Origin of the sequence: Alteromonas sp. MTD1 (genome assembly GCF_042848195.1) — a bacterium.
In the GTDB taxonomy this organism is placed as follows: Bacteria; Pseudomonadota; Gammaproteobacteria; order Enterobacterales; family Alteromonadaceae; genus Alteromonas.
In genome coordinates, this window is the sequence record NZ_BTGG01000004.1 from 288,276 (window position 1) to 308,110 (window position 19,835).

14 protein-coding genes are annotated in these 19,835 nt (G+C 45.3%); 7 read left to right on the top strand and 7 right to left on the bottom strand.

What is annotated here, in order from left to right:
* Positions 1 to 108: 108 nt before the first annotated feature.
* Positions 109 to 618, bottom strand: coding sequence for a DNA starvation/stationary phase protection protein Dps (dps, locus tag ACGHAV_RS07415; RefSeq protein ID WP_390378491.1), 510 nt, complete (start codon positions 616 to 618; stop codon positions 109 to 111).
* 262 nt (positions 619 to 880) lie between these two features.
* Complete coding sequence (nadK, locus tag ACGHAV_RS07420) at positions 881 to 1,756, bottom strand: NAD(+) kinase (RefSeq protein ID WP_390378494.1); 876 nt, start codon at positions 1,754 to 1,756, stop codon at positions 881 to 883.
* Between the two features lie 195 nt (positions 1,757 to 1,951).
* On the opposite strand from nadK, the gene ACGHAV_RS07425 reads away from it, so the two are divergent.
* Positions 1,952 to 3,109 carry an iron-containing alcohol dehydrogenase gene (locus ACGHAV_RS07425; RefSeq protein ID WP_390378497.1) on the top strand — a complete coding sequence of 386 codons (1,158 nt, stop codon included), beginning with the start codon at positions 1,952 to 1,954 and terminating at the stop codon, positions 3,107 to 3,109.
* On the opposite strand, the gene ACGHAV_RS07430 is transcribed toward ACGHAV_RS07425, so the two are convergent.
* From ACGHAV_RS07430 to ACGHAV_RS07445, 4 genes are all read right to left on the bottom strand, one after another.
* A complete protein-coding gene (locus ACGHAV_RS07430) occupies positions 3,110 to 3,877 on the bottom strand; it encodes a 3-hydroxybutyrate dehydrogenase (RefSeq protein WP_390378500.1) in 768 nt (255 codons plus the stop codon).
* Positions 3,878 to 3,895: 18 nt separating this feature from the next.
* The gene (locus ACGHAV_RS07435; protein WP_390378503.1) at positions 3,896 to 4,972 is read right to left on the bottom strand and encodes a prolyl oligopeptidase family serine peptidase; all 1,077 of its coding nucleotides are present in this window, start codon (positions 4,970 to 4,972) and stop codon (positions 3,896 to 3,898) included.
* A gap of 2 nt (positions 4,973 to 4,974) precedes the next feature.
* Positions 4,975 to 6,129 (bottom strand): homoserine O-acetyltransferase, encoded by a 1,155-nt coding sequence (locus ACGHAV_RS07440; protein ID WP_390378651.1) that lies wholly within the window; start codon positions 6,127 to 6,129, stop codon positions 4,975 to 4,977.
* A gap of 238 nt (positions 6,130 to 6,367) precedes the next feature.
* On the bottom strand, positions 6,368 to 7,663 hold the full coding sequence (locus ACGHAV_RS07445; protein ID WP_390378506.1) for a GntP family permease: 1,296 nt from the start codon (positions 7,661 to 7,663) through the stop codon (positions 6,368 to 6,370).
* Positions 7,664 to 7,975: 312 nt separating this feature from the next.
* On the opposite strand from ACGHAV_RS07445, the gene ACGHAV_RS07450 reads away from it, so the two are divergent.
* From ACGHAV_RS07450 to ACGHAV_RS07460, 3 genes are all read left to right on the top strand, one after another.
* Complete coding sequence (locus tag ACGHAV_RS07450) at positions 7,976 to 10,288, top strand: TonB-dependent receptor (RefSeq protein WP_390378654.1); 2,313 nt, start codon at positions 7,976 to 7,978, stop codon at positions 10,286 to 10,288.
* A 156-nt stretch (positions 10,289 to 10,444) separates the two neighbouring features.
* Positions 10,445 to 11,077: a response regulator gene (locus ACGHAV_RS07455; protein ID WP_390378657.1), complete on the top strand. Its 633-nt coding sequence runs from the start codon at positions 10,445 to 10,447 to the stop codon at positions 11,075 to 11,077.
* A 93-nt stretch (positions 11,078 to 11,170) separates the two neighbouring features.
* Positions 11,171 to 11,893: a hypothetical protein gene (locus ACGHAV_RS07460; protein ID WP_390378509.1), complete on the top strand. Its 723-nt coding sequence runs from the start codon at positions 11,171 to 11,173 to the stop codon at positions 11,891 to 11,893.
* Here ACGHAV_RS07460 and ACGHAV_RS07465 read toward each other — a convergent pair.
* The gene (locus ACGHAV_RS07465; RefSeq protein ID WP_390378512.1) at positions 11,890 to 15,381 is read right to left on the bottom strand and encodes a PAS-domain containing protein; all 3,492 of its coding nucleotides are present in this window, start codon (positions 15,379 to 15,381) and stop codon (positions 11,890 to 11,892) included. The genes ACGHAV_RS07460 and ACGHAV_RS07465 overlap by 4 nt on opposite strands.
* Before the next feature lie 277 nt (positions 15,382 to 15,658).
* Between ACGHAV_RS07465 and grpE the strand changes: the two genes are divergently transcribed.
* From grpE to dnaJ, 3 genes are all read left to right on the top strand, one after another.
* The gene (grpE, locus tag ACGHAV_RS07470) at positions 15,659 to 16,285 is read left to right on the top strand and encodes a nucleotide exchange factor GrpE (RefSeq protein WP_390378515.1); all 627 of its coding nucleotides are present in this window, start codon (positions 15,659 to 15,661) and stop codon (positions 16,283 to 16,285) included.
* Between the two features lie 119 nt (positions 16,286 to 16,404).
* On the top strand, positions 16,405 to 18,330 hold the full coding sequence (gene dnaK / locus ACGHAV_RS07475) for a molecular chaperone DnaK (protein ID WP_390378518.1): 1,926 nt from the start codon (positions 16,405 to 16,407) through the stop codon (positions 18,328 to 18,330).
* A 216-nt stretch (positions 18,331 to 18,546) separates the two neighbouring features.
* Positions 18,547 to 19,680 (top strand): molecular chaperone DnaJ, encoded by a 1,134-nt coding sequence (gene dnaJ / locus ACGHAV_RS07480; RefSeq protein ID WP_390378521.1) that lies wholly within the window; start codon positions 18,547 to 18,549, stop codon positions 19,678 to 19,680.
* The last annotated feature ends 155 nt before the right edge of the window (positions 19,681 to 19,835 follow it).

Genomic DNA, 19,835 nt, shown 5'->3' on the forward strand with positions numbered 1-19,835 from the left:
TTTTTGTTTCGTGAGGTAAATAGGATTACGTATTTTCTTAAATGGAAAAATCATAAAAAAGGAGAGGGCAATCCTCTCCTTTTCAACAATTCAAAAACCTTTAAGCATTTATTGCTGTAGTTCACCGTCGCTCGATTCGATGTGTGCACGTACAAACCATTGAAATTGCTCTAAATCAGCTAGCTGTCCTGTAATCATGTCCTCAGATACAGCGTCTAGTTCGCCAATGGTTTCAATGGCAGCACGATGATCGCCGTTTACGCCATCGTATACTGCATCCAGCGCTTTCAAATGGTCCATTACCAAGCCTTTACCAATGCTGTAGTCATCCCAGCTTCGGCCCTCTACAATTGCTTTCGGTGTACCTTTTGGCACGCCACCTAATGTTGCAATGCGTTCGGCAATAGTGTCTGTCATATCACGCACCGCATCAACTTGTGGGTCTAACATTTCGTGTACACCGATGAAATTTGGACCCACTACATTCCAGTGAATGTGTTTCAATGTTAGTTGTAAGTCCAGCAATGCAGTTAAACGCTTCTCCAATACCTCAATGGTTTTCGCAGCCGCATCGTTATCCATACCTGGTGCTGTAAATTTGATATTGGTATTACTCATGACATCTCCTGATTATCTAGTGTAAAAGTGTTTAAGCCGTTGTAAACACGACTAAACTCGATGTAGAAGATGTTGCAACGCGTGTGCCGACAATACAGCTTTTTATAAGCTCATGAAACGCATGGAAAAAACGCGGTAGGTTAAAAAGTCTTTATTTTTCAATGCGCTAAAGGTGAGTAAAAGGTACAGGGGCATGTAAGAAGTGCAGAGCGCTACCGTCTTTAGTACGTTAAACCACAAACGAAGCGCATTTCAACTTGAATTAATATAATTTACTGCCCCAGCCCAGCTTTTTACGTAACACGTTAAAGTAACTGTAGCCCTTAGGGTGAACAAGGTGCAGCTTGTCGGCGCTTTTGTTTATTCTTATTTCGTCGCCAGGAAGCACTGGAAGGACAATATGGCTGTCGCAGCTCACCTGCAGTGAATCGCTGTTTACTTTAGACACCTTCATCGATACCTGGCTATCGGCATCAACCACAATTGGGCGGCTGCTAAGGGTGTGCGGAAACATAGGTACCAGTGTTAATGCATCTAATTTGGGCATTATAATTGGCCCGCCAGCAGAAAGAGAATAAGCGGTAGAGCCTGTTGGCGTAGCAACAATAAGACCGTCGCTACGCTGACTGAAAACAAACTGATCGTCGATGTAAATTTCAAACTCCATCATGTGTGCTACTTTGCCATGATGCAGAACCACTTCGTTCATTGCGGAATTATTACTTTTAAGTTTCTCGTGTCGATACACTTCCACTTCTAGTAAGAAACGCTTTTCTACTACGCAGTCACCGGTGAATATTAAGTCTAATTGTTGAACAATCTCGTCGGGATGAATATCGGTTAGAAAGCCCAGATTGCCGCGGTTAACACCAACAACGTGAATATCGAAGCGCGCAAGCACGCGTGCTGCTCCCAACATACTTCCATCGCCACCTACAACAACCGCTAAATCGGCTTCTTTGCCTATGGTCACTAGGTTGCAGCTTCGAAAGTTGTCTGTTTCGAGTTCTTCTGCAATACATTCTTCTACCAATAATGAACACCCTTTGGCCAGTAGATATTCTGCAAGAATATTTAGACTGTCGTGGGTGGCGGCGTGTTGAGGTTTTCCAATTAAAGCAACGGTTTGATAGGGCATGGAACGCAACTATCCTTTCATTTCCAATATTTGGACAGTAGCACAGGTTTTTTGCAAAATAAAAGCGTTTAGCGTGCAATTACGCGTATTAATGACGTCTTATTTTCTTTATTTATTTCATTGGCGAGTAAATAGACGATACTGTTACAAGAAACATCAGCTTTGCTGTCAGGCATTAAATTTAAGGAGTTGTTTATGTCACATCATATTTTGCTGCCAAGAATGATGGAAATCGGAAAGGGCGCAAGTGAAAAAGTGTCTGACATACTTGCAAGCCTTCATTGTAGCAAGCCGCTTATTGTCACAGATAAAATGATGGTTGAGCTTGGTTACGCTGAAAAAATAACAGCACAGCTTGCGGACATTGGAATAGTGGCTGATGTTTTTGCCGACACGGTTCCCGAGCCTACAGTGTCTTCAATTGAGTTTGGCGTATCTATGGTGCGGGAAAATGAGTACGACTGCATTGTTGCGCTTGGTGGGGGCAGCCCAATTGATAGCGCTAAAGCGATTTCCATACTTGGGAAATACGGTGGTCAAATGCGTGACTATAAATTTCCAACCGTTACTGATGCAGCTGGATTACCTATTATTGCAATACCGACTACAGCCGGTACTGGGTCAGAAGTTACTCGTTTCACTATTATCACCGATGAAAAAACAAGTGAGAAAATGCTGTGTGTAGGGCGTGGTTTTATGCCAACCGCGGCACTGGTCGATTACACGTTAACGCAAAGTTTACCTCAACGAGTTACTGCCGATACTGGCATAGATGCACTAACACACGCTATTGAGGCGTTTGTTAGCAAAAAAGCGAACCTTTACAGTGATGCACAAGCCTTGTCTGCCATGGCGCTTATCGCCCCAAATTTGCGCGCTGTTTTCGTAGATGGAAATAACGAGCAGGCACGAGAAGCGATGATGTTGGGTTCTACTTTAGCGGGTATTGCATTTTCCAATGCATCTGTTGCACTTGTACACGGTATGAGTAGGCCTATTGGTGCAGCGTTTCATGTACCTCATGGGTTATCAAACGCCATGTTGCTTCCAGCAGTTACCGCTTTTTCGTTGCCAAGTGCAGCAACTCGATATGCAATGTGTGCACGAGCGATGGGGGTTGCTTCTCAAGCCGACGCCGACGATGTTGCAAATGAAAAGCTGCTGCAAGAGCTAAACGCATTAAATGCGGATCTGCAGGTTCCCACACCTGCAGATTTTGGGATAGATAAGGCTGACTTTTTTGCCATTGTGGATAACATGGCTGAACAAGCGATAGCATCGGGTTCGCCAGGCAATAATCCTCGCGTGCCAACGGCGGATGAAATCGTCTCTATTTACACATCGTTGTGGTGATTAGCGCGCAGTCCAACCACCATCTAGGATCATGGTTTGTCCAGTAATGTTTCTCGCACTGCTTGACATCAAAAACGATGCTGTATCTGCCAGTTCTTCAACGCTGATAAACTGCTTTTTAGGCATGGGCTCAAGCATTATCTTGTTAACCACATCCTCTTCGGTAAGGTTGTTTTCTTTTGCTTGCGCAGCTATTTGCTGCTCAACTAGGGGCGTTTTCACGTAGGCGGGGCACAGTGTATTAATAGTAACGTCACAGTCGCCCGTTTCTAATGCTACGGTTTTTGCAAAGCCAAGAAGCCCGTGTTTTGCTGCAACATACGCCGATTTATAGGGCGATGCTACCACAGAATGAATAGAGCCCACGTTTATTATCCGCCCAAAATTTTGCGCACGCATTGCAGGCAAAAATGCTTGAGTAAGAAGGGCTGGGCCAACTAACATAATGTTGATCAGTTGCTGCCATTTTTGTGGGGGAAAGTCCTCTAGCTTGGCAACATGTTGGATACCCGCATTGTTTATAAGAACATCTACGCTTAGCACGCCCAACGCTTCGGGCAACATTGCAACTTGTTCGGCGTCGCAAACGTCAACGGCAATGGCACTGGCCGAGCCTTCAAACTGCGCTAGTTTAGCCGCAGCCTCTTGGGCTGCTTGTTCATTAATATCGGCAATAATTACGTGATGCCCCTGTTTAGCCATGGCTTCTGCAATGCCAAAGCCAATACCACTAGCACCACCAGTAATAAAAACTGTTCTTTTATTCATTATTCGTCTCTTGCCAAATTAATTGGCTTTCTTGTGCGAAAGCGCTGCACTGTCGCTTGCAAGATAATGCACCATGCTTGTTACCGCTTTTACTTGCGACCCTTCTCTGTTGGCGTAGTCGGGTGACGCATATCCCCACCAGTCCCAACAACCTTGAGGGTTAAGCGGCATAAATAAAGACTTTTTCGTTTGCGGATAAAGTACAACAATTGCGTTGTCGTCAGCCCATTCATTAATGCCAGTTTGAGTTACGTAGGCATCTCCAACCGTTTCTGCGTACTGGTTGCATCCATGAAAGCTGATGTGTACGCGGCATTCGTCTCCCTCAGCGCAAGACGCCGGAACATATACAAACCCTTCACTGGCAAGCGTTTTGGCGCTGTCGCCCGCAATCGCTTGCTGATCAAGTGAATGTACGGTACCGCTAAGTGCATCGTCTGGCATTTTAAGGCCATCAATTAGATGGTTAAGCATGTCGCCAGCGGCGTCATAATAACAGTTTCCAATAAACGGGCTTTCCGATTTCATACAGTTAACGCCGTTGTTTTGGGTTGGAAATACATGAGCGATGGGTTTGTCGTTTATGTACTTAACATTTTGAGTGTCTGTCCACGTTAGGTATTGTTCGTGGAGCTTGTCGGAAACGTCACCAATAACGCGGTTGTCTTGTGTGCCGTGAAATAGCCATACTTTTGCATTCTTTAAATTATCAAGAGACGCAATTTTGCCTTGTTCTTCGTATTTTTTGGCAGTTTGCGCAAGTTCTGTCGCTGATGTGTCACCTTCCACCTTGTTTACGCATTGGGAAAGTGCTGTTGTGATATCACCTTTTGCACAAAAATACGGGCCAGCCGCAAGCACACCTGCGCCTTTCACCCAATCGCTGTGCGCTATGTGAAATTGCGTTGCCATATATCCGCCAGAAGACAGACCTGACACTGTGACGTTAGTTAAATTCAGGTTTAGCCCGCCCTTTTGCTCAGAATTCAACGCCATTTTACTTTCATCATGGCTATCTGCAGTGCAGACGTTCGTGGTAAATAGCGTACCAAGTGCAACTACACATGCTGCTGAAAGTCTATTTCGTTTTGTCATAATTAGTCCTTTTCTAAAAACGTTTTGATGGCTGCCGCTTGTGCACTAATGTTTGAGACGCCTTCTAGGTGTCCAAGGTTGCCGTCGAGTTCTAGGTAATGCGTATTGTTGCCCAGTTCGTTAAGTTGCTTATGCGCTTCTTGCGATAAGTAGGGCATTAATAGCAAGTCTGAATTGGACGGAATAAAAAGGGTTTTCGCTTTAATGTTAGACAAACCCGCTGTAAGTGAGCCTTGATGACCTGCGATAAAAAGCTGGCACGCTCTAACCAAATACAATAAATGATTTGCATCCATTTTTGCGCTTCGCGCTTCGGCGCGTTTTCTTAACCACTCCACGATGGCAGGTTCGTTGTTGATGTGCGCAAGCGCGCTGGCATCTTCAGCTTGAAGCTTGCTATCTTGCAGATTAAAAAAGGCAGGAGTAAGTGCGTTTTGAGTTATCAGCATTAACGATGCCACTAAGCCTGAGGTAGGTGCCGAGGCGGCGTAGTAATCACCGTTATTAAAGTGTGTGTCCAGCTTAATAGGTGTTGCCCAATGTTCCAGTGCGCTGGTGGTCCATGCATCACTTTGCGCGCTTCCTATCACTGATATCATGCGCTCCACCCAATCTGGATATGTTGCTGCCCAGTCGATTGCTTGCATTGACCCCATCGACGGGCCCAAAACAGCATGAAGTTTGGTTATGCCTAAGCTTTCCAGTAAGGCTTTTTGTACATTTACAAAATCACGGATGGTGACCACCGGAAAGCTTAACCCATATGGCTTTCCGGTATCCGGGTTAATGCTAGCAGGGCCTGTCGTAATCACGCGTTCATCAAACGCATTCAAATTCGCCAGTGTATCGATAGATACTACATAGAATTTGTTGGTATCAATGGCTTTTCCTGGCCCTATGATACTGTCCCAATAGCCCGGCGATGCATCATCTGGCGAGTATTTTCCTGCGGCATGCGAAGAGCCAGAAAAATAATGGGTAATTAACACTACATTGTCTTTATTGGTAGACAGCGTGCCGTAAGCTTCCCAACCCACTTTTACTTGCTTGATGGTTTGTCCGCCATAGGTTGTAAAGCTGTCTAAGCTAAATGAACGCTTTTTAACTAGCATACTGCTATGCTGATTAACTGCTTGTGCGGTAAGTTCAGCCGCCATAAGCGAAGCAGAAGGCAGCAGGCCACCGCTTACTAAAGCCAACAGTGGCTGCCCAAGAACACTCGCAATAAAACCTGCAAGTAATACAGCACACTTCAACGTGCGGTTCTTATTTCTATTAGAGGTTGAGCATTGTTGGGCGTTAAACGCTCTAATGGACGTCGTCATACATTGAAACCTATTATAATTTAGCATCTTGCATAATCTGCTGTTCAGTATTCATTGGTTTAGTCACTGGTTATAAAATACTAAATAAACCAATGGCCATGGCTAAGCCAATAAGCGGTACAACCACGGTTAATGCGCCCACAGCCCAATACGCAGCCTGATGGGTTTCATGGCAAATGGCGCGAATGGTGGTAACCACATAGCCATTATGCGGCAATGAATCTAGTGCACCGGATGATATAGAAACTATACGATGTAGCTGGTCGGGCTCTACGCCTTGATCTAGGTAATGAGGTGCTACTAAGGGCAGAGCAATTGCTTGTCCGCCTGAGGCGCTTCCCGTCAATCCTGCAATTACGCTCACCGCGATGGCTGCGCCAATAAGTTCGTTGCCTGGAATTTGTGTCATCAAGGCTACCGTGCTTTGAAACGCTTCAGTATTTTTGGCAATTGAACCAAAACCTACCACCGCTGCGGTATTGCCGATAGCTATTAAAGCGCCTGTTGTACCGGCATTTATGGCTATGGGTAAGCTGTTAAAGTGTTTGAAATTGATGGCCAGCAAACAAAGTACACCGCCGCCAAGTGCCAAAATTAAGGCTAACTGTGCTAGCGATTCGTGGAAGAAAAATGAGATAAGTAAAACCACTACAAGAGGAAGAATTCCAGTCATTGGGTGAGGTAATGCACGTTCTCGAATTTCAGGGTCGCTGTCGCGCGCCTCGAACACTTCACCGTTATTCACGGCTTTACGAATCATTTTAGCAAGCCACCAATAGCCGAATACGGCCATGAAAACGGCAACAATTAAGCTTACTTCCCATGCGGCAAAAGGTGATGTGCCCAAATATTTAATGGGGATCCAGTTTTGGATTTCAGGTGAACCTGCCGATGTCATGGTAAACGTCACCGAGCCAAAGGCCATGGCGGCGGGAATAAAACGTCGAGGTAAATTGGCGTCTTTAAATAGGCTTACTGCCATGGGGTACACTGAAAAAGCAACAACAAAAACGCTTACACCACCATATGTTAGCAGGGCGCATGCGATAACAACGGCCAGTACTGCGCGTTTGTAGCCTATTTTATTAATGATCCAACCCGAAACTGCATCTGCAGCTCCCGTATCTTCCATAAACTTGCCAAACAAAGCGCCAAGTAAAAACATAAAGAACCAAGACGCAATAAAGCCCGAAAAGCCACTCATGTAAGTTTCAACAAAGTTTACCTCACCGGTAAACACGGCAATATTATTGGTGAGGGCGACAACAAGCGCACACAAAGGGGCCGCAATAAACAAATTCATACCGCGTATTGTTAAAACAATAAGCAGTACTAATCCACCTACTAAGCCAATCATACTTAACATAGTTATTATCCTTTAAAAATCTGTGACCGCAGATGCTCCGGAACAGTTAAGTCGATGAGTAACTGATATGCTATGTAAAAAGAAAAAACGTAAAAGCATATACAAATCAATAAAAAAGCATTTTATAACCAGATGAAGTTTGACGTTACTTTTCCGAAAATCCCATAGTACGATGGTACTACATACTGTTAACAAATAATTAACTAAAGTGATTTGGACCGTAGGCAATACATCCGGCAGTGAAACAAAACCTAGAACAAAAAAGGACTCACTATGTCACTAACAACACACAATGCTTTTAGCACTACAAAAATGAGAGCAGCCATGTCGAAACCTTTATCAATTGGCAGCACGCGCGCTAGCCTATGTGCCATAGCGGTAGCAACTAGCTTGTTTGCACTACCATCCTACGCACAAGACAACGGCGAGGCCGCAGAGAATGAAAAGGGCAAACTCGAGCGTATTGAAGTTACCGCGCGTAGAACCGTTGAGTCTTTACAAGAAACGCCTGTCGCCATCACATCAATAGGTGCAGCAGAGCTTGGCGAAAAGGGCATAGCCGTATTAACCGAAGTTCAGCAGTTCTCTCCAAACACCACACTTCAAACAAGCCGTGGTACCAACTCAACGCTTACTGCGTTTATTCGAGGGCTGGGTCAGCAGGATCCGCTTTGGGGTTACGAGCCAGGCGTGGGTATTTATGTTGATGATGTATACATAGCGCGTCCACAAGGCGCGGTTTTAGACTTACTCGATGTGCAAAGAATTGAGGTGCTGCGCGGCCCTCAGGGTACACTATACGGTAAAAACACCATCGGCGGCGCGGTTAAGTATGTTACTAAAGAGATGTCTGGCGACACTCAAATGAATGTAGAAGCGACGGTGGGTAGTTACAATCAGCGTGATATACGAGTAACCGGTCAAATTCCGCTGGTAGAAGATACGGTTTACTTAGGCGTGGGCTATGCCAACCTTAATCGTGACGGTTTTGGTGAGTATCTAGTAAGTGCTTTGCCAAACCAAGATAGAGAAAACTATAACAAAGACTTATGGGCAGCCCGTGTTTCGCTAGAAATTCACCCAAGTGAAGATTTATTCTTTAGAATTGGTTGGGATAAAACCGAAGATACCTCGAATGCAAAAGGGGGCTACCGTTTGCTTCCAAGCATCTTAACTGACGCACCAGTGCCAGATTCAGTGTTTGATTCTTACACCAGTCTTCCAACGTGGAACAAAGTTGAGCTTGAAGGCTACAACTGGCTTGCGCGCTACAATGTAAGTGACAAATTAGAGCTTAAATACATAGGGTCGCACCGCGAAAGCTACTCACCAACAAACATCGACTTTGATAATACGCCGTTGCCAATTTTCGACGTGCCTGCAGAGTATGATGACAGCAATGACACGCACGAACTTCAAGCAAACTATTTTGGAGATAACTTCAGCCTAGTTTCTGGTCTGTATTACTACGACGGTGAAAGCTGCGGTAACTTCGATGCCATACTTGGCGTGCTAGGTGTAGCGCTTGGTGCTCCTGGGTTAACGCGTGAAGTAACGGGGTGCAATAACTCAGAAAGCTGGGCGGCTTACACACAGCTGAACTACGATATTAACGACAAGCTATCACTTTCTTTGGGTGCCAGATACACAGACGAAGAAAAGTCGGCGTTCGTAAACAACGGGCTTATTTTCGACAACGTTTACCCGTCTACTGGCTGGATTGACGGTTATGTACGTCCTGATGGTCAGCTTGTTCCACAAGCACTAGGTACTGATACTGACGGCGACGGCGTGCTGGATGCGCCAGCTGTACAAAGCTGGTCACGCTTTACACCACGCGTAGGTGTTGAATATCAAATGAACCGCGACACTATGTTCTTTGCTAGTTATTCGCAAGGCTTTAAGTCAGGCACGTTTAACCCAAGAGCGACAGTGAACGAGCCTGGCGTGGCACCAGAGGTGGTTGATAGCTTTGAAGTGGGTATGAAAAGCGACATTAACGACGCGCTTCGTTTAAACGTTACCTTATTCTCGTACGACCACAAAGACCGTCAGTACATTGGTGTAGAAGGGGATTTATCCGACCCAACAGCACTTGATCAACGTTTGCGTAACGCAGCAGAAACAGCGGCGAAAGGTGCTGAACTTGAAATGACATGGGTAGCCACTGAGAACCTTCAGTTTGACGTAGCTTATGGTTTCATCGATTTTGAAATTAAGGAAAACAACGCTACTCCGCCATTGATTGGTTTGGCCAGCACACCTGAAAACACCTTTAACGTTAATGCTAACTATTTGCTAGAAACCAGCTTTGGTGACATTACGTTTAACGCCAACTACTACTATCGCGACGACTACCTGTTATTTGAAACAAGCGATCTTATTCAGCAAGATGCCTACGGCATGGTTAACCTAAGTGCTAGATGGGAAAGCGTTGAAGGCGATTGGTACGCGGGTTTACATGTTAAAAACCTTACCGACGAAGAGTACCTTGTGGGTGGTTACGATTTTGTAACGCGTGACGAAGACGGTAACTTTGGACCAGGTCTGGGCGGCGATACCACATTAATTGGTTATTATGGCGACCCACGCACCGTACACCTTACGGTAGGTTATCGTTTCTAATCAAGTAAGCGCGTTTGTGTTTTTGTATAAAACAAAGCAAGCGCGCGCTTCTTCACTACAACCATCACTTTGCGCTGCAGCATAGGTAAAGGCAGTTTATTTACCTGCGCTGTGGTGTTATGTTCTTTCTAAAGAAGTAACTCTAAACACTGTATGATGCCTGTACATATTCTAATTGCTGATGACCACCCACTTTTTCGCGCTGCAATGTGCCACGCGCTAAGCATCATGGACGGCACAGAGCTGTGTGAAGCATCATCCTACCCAGAAACTATTGCGACGTTGGAAGCAAACGACAATATTGAGCTTGTATTCTTAGACTTGTCTATGCCAGGGAGTGAAGGTTTGCATGGCCTATCAGACCTTCAAGCCAGGTTTCCAGACGTGCTAGTGGTAATAGTTACGGCGCAGGAGTCACCAAACTTAATTCAAAAAGCGATTTCTCTTGGCGCAAGTGGTTTTATTCCCAAATCGGCGTCGGTAGAAACCATTGTCGATGCGGTTGAACAAGTGTTAGAAGGAGAAACTTGGGTTCCCACAACGCCAGCACCTGAATCGATACATCAAGATGAACCGGACGACTTCCATGCACGATTGCGACAGCTTACTCCGCACCAACTGAAAGTGCTCAAAATGGTGTCTGATGGCCTGCTTAACAAACAAATTGCCTACGAACTTGCTATTTCAGAATCCACGGTGAAGCAGCACGTTTCTGCAGTGCTTAAAAAGCTGGGTGTAATTAATCGCACTAAAGCAGGCATAGCGTTTAAAAATGCCATGCATATATAGCAAACTACTCACGCTTCAAATAGCCAGATTTCAGAAATCCGTCACAGCATTAAATGCGTAACAACATTATCTTTGTTCGCTTATGTAAATGCTGTGCTGTCTAGAATTTTTAAAAACATTAAAAAGCGTCGTGATAATACAACGGCAGTCCAAGACACTTCACAACAGGTATCTATATGGCGTGATACCGGGCGAGTGTACTACCTAGAAAATACGATAAAGCTTACTTATCAGTCTAGAGCAGGTGCCGTCACCATTGAGAAGTTATCTATTGACCGCCTTCATGAAGTGGTTAAAGAACTTCAGGCATTAAATGAACACTCGACACTGGCCCGAGAAGAGGTTGCCAACCAGACAGATGCCTTCAATATAAGTGTGTGCGGTGTTACGTGGCAACAAAGTGAGGATGGCAAAAGCGTTAGAATTAAAGCATTACCAGAAGCTGCATTATTGCGAAGCCCAACGGCCTGTTTTACGAAGTCTCAAGCGGTGTTTAAACATGCATTTATGCTTGAGCACGATGATTTACTTACCCCTTCAACGTCGGGGAAACCGGGCATACATACGTATAATCGTATTTCCATTAACCAGTTCACTCAGCAATTAGCAAACGCTAACGCGCGCCTAGCTCCCGCTGAGAAGAAGAAAATTACGGTTGGATTTGATAACTTTTCAACAGCGTTTACCGCGCATGAGCAATCGGTTATTGATACGCTAATTCAACCTGAAGCTACTGAACTTAAAGAAACTAATCCCGAGAAAAACCTGACAAAAGAAACAAGCACCAGCGACACTACCGATGCCAAAACACTTTAATAGTCTGTGTTTAAAATAAGTGATTGTTTAAGCAGTCGCTTCAACGCTGGTGGCTTAGCTGGTTTCGGTAGGTAAGCCATGCCAAGCTCATCCGCTTCTTGGCGAACTTCGTTGCCTCTATTAGCGGTAATAAGCACGCTTAAGGTGAACTGCATTCCTGCTTCGTAAAGAGAATTTGCTACGTCAGTGCCTTTCTCCCCATGATTGAGGTGGTAGTCTGCAATAAGTACGTCGAAGTCTTCTTGCGAGTAACGCAGTGCTTGTTCTGCACCTTTTACCCACGTTACTGTTGCTCCCCAATCTTGAAGTAAAGCACACATGGCACTGGCTACCTGCTCATCATTTTCTATTAGCAAAAAGGCGCTGTTTTTCAAAAAGGCCGAGCTATTTACCGTACTGTTTTCAATGCTATTATCACCACTTTCTTCAGTGCCCCCTACAAGAATATTTGCCTCATCAACAGGCTTATCCTCCACGTCCATTTCAGCGCATACGCGCGGTACAGTAACACTAAAACTGCTGCCGCGATTGGGCACCGATGTTAGCGCAACGTTGTGCTCCAATAGCTTACAAATTTTATCTACTATAGTCAGGCCCAGCCCAATACCTTCTCCGCTATGATTACTCTCAAGCTGGTGAAATTCGCTAAATATTTCCTGCTGCTGCTCTGGCGCAATACCACTGCCGGTGTCGTATACAAAGATACTTACGCTAGACCCATGCCTATGATGCGTTAAATGTCGCCTTATACCCACTACAATCCTGCCCGTGTGGGTGTAGCGAACGGCGTTAGAAAGTAAGTTCTGGAGTACTCGTCTAAGTAAGTTAATGTCGCTATACACCTTTACTTTAGTGGGTACATAGCGCAGCTCAATGTTTTTCTGTTGCGCAAGAATACTAAACTCTTGTACTAACGATGCCAGCACATCATCTAGGTCAAACGTTACTTTTTGTGGGGTTAAAACGCCAGCATCTAGCTTTGTCATATCAAGCAGCATCGTTAATAAACTTTGGGCGTTGTTAAGCGAATTCACTACACCTTCTGACAAACTCGCTAATTCGCTGCCCTCTGTCTTCTTATTTAACATAGACGCGAACAGCGATGCTGCATTAAAAGGTTGCATTAAGTCATGACCCGCGGCAGCAAGAAAACGTGTTTTACTTTCGTTGGCTTTGTCGGCTTGATGCTTTGCTTCTTCAAGCTCTGCAGTGCGCTGTATTACTCTTGCTTCAAGGTCCGATTTTGCCTCCTCGAGGGCGTTTTGAATAGCAATGTACTCGGTAATATCGCTGTATGTTGTTACGTAACCACCGCCGGGCAAAGGTGCGCCATTAAGCTCAATTACGCGTCCATCGGGTTGCTTGCGAATAAATTTATGTCGGCTACCCGTAAGCATGTAACGAATTCGTTTCTTTATCTCAGCTGCTGACGCCGTATTTGTATTGCTGTTATTGTTATTTTTAGTGTTGTGTTTGTCAGTGTGCGAGCTGAACAGACCGCGATTGGCATTAAATTGTAATATGTCAGCTATGGGCATACCCGCTTTCAAGAAGCCTTTGGGGTAGTTAAACAGCTCAATGTATCTGTCGTTCCACGCTAGCAGCTGCAGCTTCTCATCAAGAACGCTAATACCTTGTTCAATATTTTGAACCGAAGACTGCAACACTTCGTGATTAAACTGAAAAGACTGAGAGGCTTCTTCAACCCAATCAACCAGCTCTGGTAATGTGTCGCTACCGGTGTCTGCAATTGCACCAAGTAAAATGCGTGCACTTGGCGCTCCTACCTGTGCGGCTAATAGCTTATCGACACGCTCAATTAATGCATGGCTAGCGTAACCTCGGGCAAATGCGCGATTAACATCGACAGAAAGTTGCTGGGTAAGACGTTCTTGAGAAGGTTCGTCTAGCACGCGTTTTGTGAGTGAAATCAGATCTTTTACCTTTACCATCAAGCGTGGTGCTTGGGTTGAATGCGCGCCTTCTGTAACAACGGTTTCTGACGCCTTATAGGTAAGTAAAGCAATAACAAAAAAAGTAATGCAGTTCGCTATAAGCGAATAAATAAAGCCTAAACCTAGGGCTTCGTCGGTTGGTGGGGGATTAAAGTAGTAGCTTGATAAAATACTTGGATAAAGTAAAAAAATTGACCAGCAAACAAAGCCCGCCAGCAGCGCACATATGGCAGCAGACCGTGTGCTTTTTTTCCAATACAAGCCAAACATTAGTACCGGCATACATTGCCCTAACAGCGCAATAGCAATAACGCCGCTTTTCACCAATGGCGCAGCTTGGCTAATATTTAGGTGATACCATAGCGCGGTCGTCAACACCACCAACACGGTAAGCCGTCGAATTGCAAGGATCCTTCCCGGTTGCATTGACCTGTCGGGCGCTGTTTTTAAGCGTGCTTTTAGCCAAAGAGGCGTAATCACATTGTTCGCAATCATGATCCCCATGGCAAGTGTGGCAACAATAACCATACTGGTTGTGGCTGCCAGTCCGCCAATAAAAGCAAAAGAAGAAAGTGCCATGTTTTCAGCGTAAAGCGGTATTGCTAGTACATAAGCGTCTGAATTGGTGCTGCTTGGTAGCAGCATTTTACCGGCAAGCGCAATGGGGATAACGAATAGAGTCATTCCTAAAAGGTAAAGGGGAAACAGCCATCGCGCTGTGCGTAGTTCACCTTCACCATTTTGCTCAACAAAGTTCATATGAAACTGTCGTGGTAACACGAACATTGAGCAAATGCCAAGCACAACGTGGGTTACGTAAACGCCTATTGCGCTATCTGCATATATCACCGCTTTCGCCGCTTCATGTGCTGATGCCTTTGCAATTAAATCAAGGACGCCTTCAAATAAGTAAAAACAAACAAAAATGCCAACAGCCCAAAGCGCTAAGAGTTTTATAACCGATTCGAAAGCAATGGTAAGCAAAAGGCCGGGGTGTTTGTCGGTTAAATTAAGCGAACGCGTACCAAAAATAATAGCAAATAGCGCCATAAGACCAGCAACGTAAACACTTACCTGAGGGTTACTCGATTGTGGTGCGTCTGTAATTAAGCTTATAGACTTTGTGATAGCGTCTAATTGAAGCGCGATATAGGGAATAACACCAATAAAACACAACAGCGTAATAAGCGCTGCAATGAGGTGAGAGTGACGGTATTTAAGTGAGATAAGGTCGGCAAGTGAGCTTATGTTATGTTGTTGACACAGTCGGCTAATGCGCAGCACAACAGTAAAGCCAAAAGCCATGGTTAACATAATACCTAGGTAAGTGGGTATGATAGCCCAGCCGTACTGCGCACCTTGTGATGCAGTTCCAAAAAAAGCCCACGACGTACAGTGTACACCCAACCCCAAGCTGTACAGAACAGGGTGTTGCTGGTTATCTCGCAGGCGTTTATCACCCCAAAACGCCACAGCAAAAAGCGCAATAAGATACACGCCCACCAACGTGCCAACTGTCCAAATACTCAGCATAGAAGGTCCATATAAAAACAACTGCTTAGCTTAAATTACATTAACACGTTTTTCACATATCGTCGTATTTTGAAGTGCGCTTACTCACGGTACTTTAGTACAGAGTGCGCATTGAAACAGTGTGTTTTTATACTTTTTAAAAAATCATCCACAAAAATTGTGTGGATACCCTTGATCGCCCCAAAACTAGCCCCATAACTAAGCCCATCTGAAAGATTCCCATAAATTTTAATCATTTTTGGGCAATGCCTAATTAAAAAAACGTTTGGAGGTAGGCATGAGCGACAATCGCGACGTGCAGGCAGAACAAGAGAATACAGTGGACGAAACTGTGCAAGCAGCTGATACACAGGTTGAAGCTGAAGCGGTTGAAGGGGCAGAGGCGCCTCTTGATGAGAACGCGCAACGTATTTATGAGCTAGAGACTGCATTATCTGAAGCGCAAGCGACAGTAAAAGAGCAACAAGATAGTGTTCTTCGTGCTCGCGCTGACGCTGAAAATGCTCGTCGTCGTGCCGAAGGCGAAGTAGAAAAAGCGCGTAAGTTTGCGCTAGAACGCTTTGCTGGCGAGCTTCTTCCGGTTATCGATAACCTAGAGCGTGCTATCGAAATGACCGATGCTGAAAACGAAGCTGTTAAGCCATTGCTGGAAGGCGTGGAAATGACCCACAAAACTTTCTTAAGCACTATTGAGAAATTCGGATTAAGCCTTATTGATCCGCAGGGCGAAACCTTCAACCCTGATTTGCATCAGGCGATGTCGATGCAAGAAAGCGCAGACCACGAGCCAAACACAGTAATGGCCGTGATGCAAAAAGGTTATCAAATTAACGGCCGTTTGCTGCGCCCTGCCATGGTAATGGTATCGCGCGCACCAAGTGGTGGTGTGGACACGCAAGCGTAAGTCACGCTTTTTGCGATAAACACACAAAAATGTCAGTTTTTTTACTGACATCTATTGAAAACATTGGGGAATAACCCCACTAAAAGTACAGAATTAAGAAACTTTTTCGGAGACACGAAATGGGTAGAATCATTGGTATCGACTTAGGTACAACGAATTCATGTGTCGCAGTTCTAGACGGCGACAAACCTCGCGTAATTGAAAACGCGGAAGGCGATCGTACAACACCTTCAATCATCGCTTACACAAACGATGGTGAAACACTTGTAGGTCAATCAGCGAAGCGTCAGGCGGTAACAAACCCTGAAAACACTTTATTCGCTATCAAGCGTCTAATTGGTCGTCGCTTCCAAGACAAAGAAGTACAGCGTGACATCGACATTATGCCTTTCAAAATTGTAGGCGCTGATAATGGTGATGCATGGGTAGAAGCGAAAGGCGAGAAAATGGCGCCACCTCAGATTTCTGCCGAAGTACTTAAGAAAATGAAGAAGACCGCTGAAGATTATCTTGGCGAGCCAGTAACAGGCGCAGTTATTACTGTTCCTGCATACTTCAACGACTCTCAGCGTCAAGCTACAAAAGATGCGGGTCGCATTGCTGGTCTTGAAGTTAAGCGTATTATCAACGAGCCAACTGCTGCTGCACTTGCGTACGGCATGGACAAAAAGCAAGGCGATAACGTTGTTGCAGTATACGACTTAGGTGGTGGTACGTTCGATATCTCTATCATCGAAATTGATGAAGTAGACGGCGAGCACACGTTTGAAGTACTAGCAACCAACGGTGACACACACCTTGGTGGTGAAGATTTTGATAATCGTGTTATCAACTATCTAGTTGAAGAATTTAAGAAAGATCAAGGCATCGACCTTCGTAAAGATCCGCTTGCAATGCAGCGTCTTAAAGAAGCTGGCGAGAAAGCGAAAATTGAGCTTTCTTCTTCACAACAGACTGAAGTTAATCTGCCATACATCACTGCTGATGCAACAGGTCCTAAGCACTTAGCAATTAAGCTTACTCGTGCGAAGCTTGAGTCTTTAGTTGAAGATCTAGTGAAAAACTCGCTTAACCCGCTTAAGCAAGCACTAGCTGACTCAGACCTATCTGTAGGCGACATCAACGACATCATCCTTGTGGGTGGTCAAACGCGTATGCCACTAGTACAGAAGTATGTAACTGAGTTCTTCGGCAAAGAGCCACGTAAAGACGTGAACCCTGATGAAGCGGTAGCAGTAGGTGCGGCAATTCAAGGTGGTGTACTTTCTGGTGACGTTAAAGACGTACTACTTCTAGACGTAACACCTCTGTCTCTAGGTATTGAGACAATGGGTGGTGTAATGACTGCGCTTATCGAGAAAAACACGACTATCCCTACTAAGAAGTCGCAAACGTTCTCAACAGCTGAAGACAACCAGTCTGCGGTAACAGTACACGTACTACAGGGTGAGCGTAAGCAATCAAGCGGCAACAAGTCGCTTGGTCAGTTCAACCTTGAAGGTATTCGTCCAGCAGCACGCGGTGTACCGCAAATCGAAGTAACGTTCGACCTTGATGCTGACGGTATCCTACACGTGTCTGCGAAAGACAAAGACACAGGTAAAGAGCAGAAGATCACCATCAAAGCTTCTTCAGGCCTAAGCGATGAAGAAGTAGAAAAAATGGTAGCAGACGCAGAAGCGAATAAAGAAGCTGATGCGAAGTTTGAAGAGCTAATTCAAGCACGCAACCAGGCTGATGGTATGATCCACGCTACACGTAAGCAGCTTGAAGAAGTTGGCGATGCGCTAAGTGCAGAAGACAAAGCGCCAATTGAAGAAGCCCTTACTGCGCTTGAAACAGCGTCTAAAGGCGAAGACAAAGCAGAAATCGAAGCGAAAACGCAAGAACTTATTCAAGCGTCTAGCAAGCTGATGGAAGCTGCGCAAGCACAACAAGCGGCCGCTGGCGGCGCTGAAGGTGCAGAGCAACAAGCGTCTGGTAAAGCGGATGACGATGTTGTTGACGCTGAGTTCGAAGAAGTAAAAGACGACGATAAAAAGTAAGCTGTTGCGAAAGGCCCGTTTACAACCTAGCGGGCCGTAAATAGCAGTTCAGGCGCAGCAGGGTTTTCTTGTTGCGCCTTTGTTGTGTAAATAACTTGGTGTAAATGGCGTAGCGCTATCGCAATGCTACTCACTTAGGTTATTTTCACAACAGTCAGATGTAGATTCGATGGGCACTGCGTGCTTGTCGACAAAAAAGTAGGATAAGTGAACGATATGTCGAAACGTGACTACTACGAAGTGCTCGGGGTGGATAAGAGCGCAGGCGACCGCGAAATTAAAAAAGCGTATAAAAAGCTTGCGATGAAATATCACCCTGACCGTACGCAAGGCGATAAAGCGCTAGAAGATAAGTTTAAAGAAATCCAAGAAGCCTACGAAATCCTGTCAGATTCACAAAAACGTGCCGCTTACGACCAGTACGGTCATGCGGGTGTTGATCCTAATCGCGGTGGCGGCGGCTACGGCGGCGGTGCTGATTTTGGCGATATCTTCGGTGACGTATTCGGCGACATCTTTGGTGGTGGAGGTCGTGGCGGCCGTCAATCGCGTGCACGCCAAGGCTCCGACCTTCGCTACAACCTAGAATTATCACTAGAAGAAGCGGTACGCGGAAAGAGTGTCGACATTCGCGTACCTACACTTGTAGAGTGTGATGTATGTGATGGCTCTGGCGCGAAGAAAGGCTCGTCACCTAAAACCTGTCCAACGTGTCATGGAAATGGTCAAGTACAGATGCGTCAGGGTTTCTTTGCCGTACAGCAGACATGTCCTACATGTTCTGGTAAGGGCAAGATTATTGAAGACCCTTGCAACAGCTGTCACGGCCACGGTCGTAAAGAGAAAACCAAGACCCTTAACGTTAAAATCCCAGCCGGCGTAGATACGGGGGATCGTATTCGCTTATCTGGTGAAGGTGAAGCGGGAGAAAACGGTGCACCAGCAGGCGACCTTTACGTACAGGTGCATGTACGAGACCACGAGATCTTCCAACGTGACGGAAATAACCTTTACTGTGAAGTACCATTAAGCTTTACAACAGCAGCGTTAGGCGGAGAGCTTGAAGTACCAACGCTTGACGGTAAAGTTAAACTAAAAATTAGTCCTGAAACGCAAACGGGCCGTATGTTCCGTCTACGTGGAAAAGGCGTTAAGTCAGTACGCAGTGGCGCAGTGGGTGACTTGATGTGTAAAGTTGTTGTGGAAACGCCGGTTAACTTGTCTGCACGTCAAAAAGAGCTGCTTCAAGAGCTTGAAGACTCGGTTGGCAAGGCATCTGGTAAACACAGTCCAAAAGCACAAGGCTTCTTTGACGGTGTGAAGAAGTTTTTCGACGACTTAACGAACTAACTGTTTAAAGGATTCATAGTATCGTAAATAGTTAAAGCCCTCATTTGAGGGCTTTTTTTGTTGTTAGCCCCTTCAATAATGTCATTCAGCGTTATAATTCTTGCGCTTTATTGCACTATTAGTCACGATAGAAAAACACATTCATAGGAACGAAA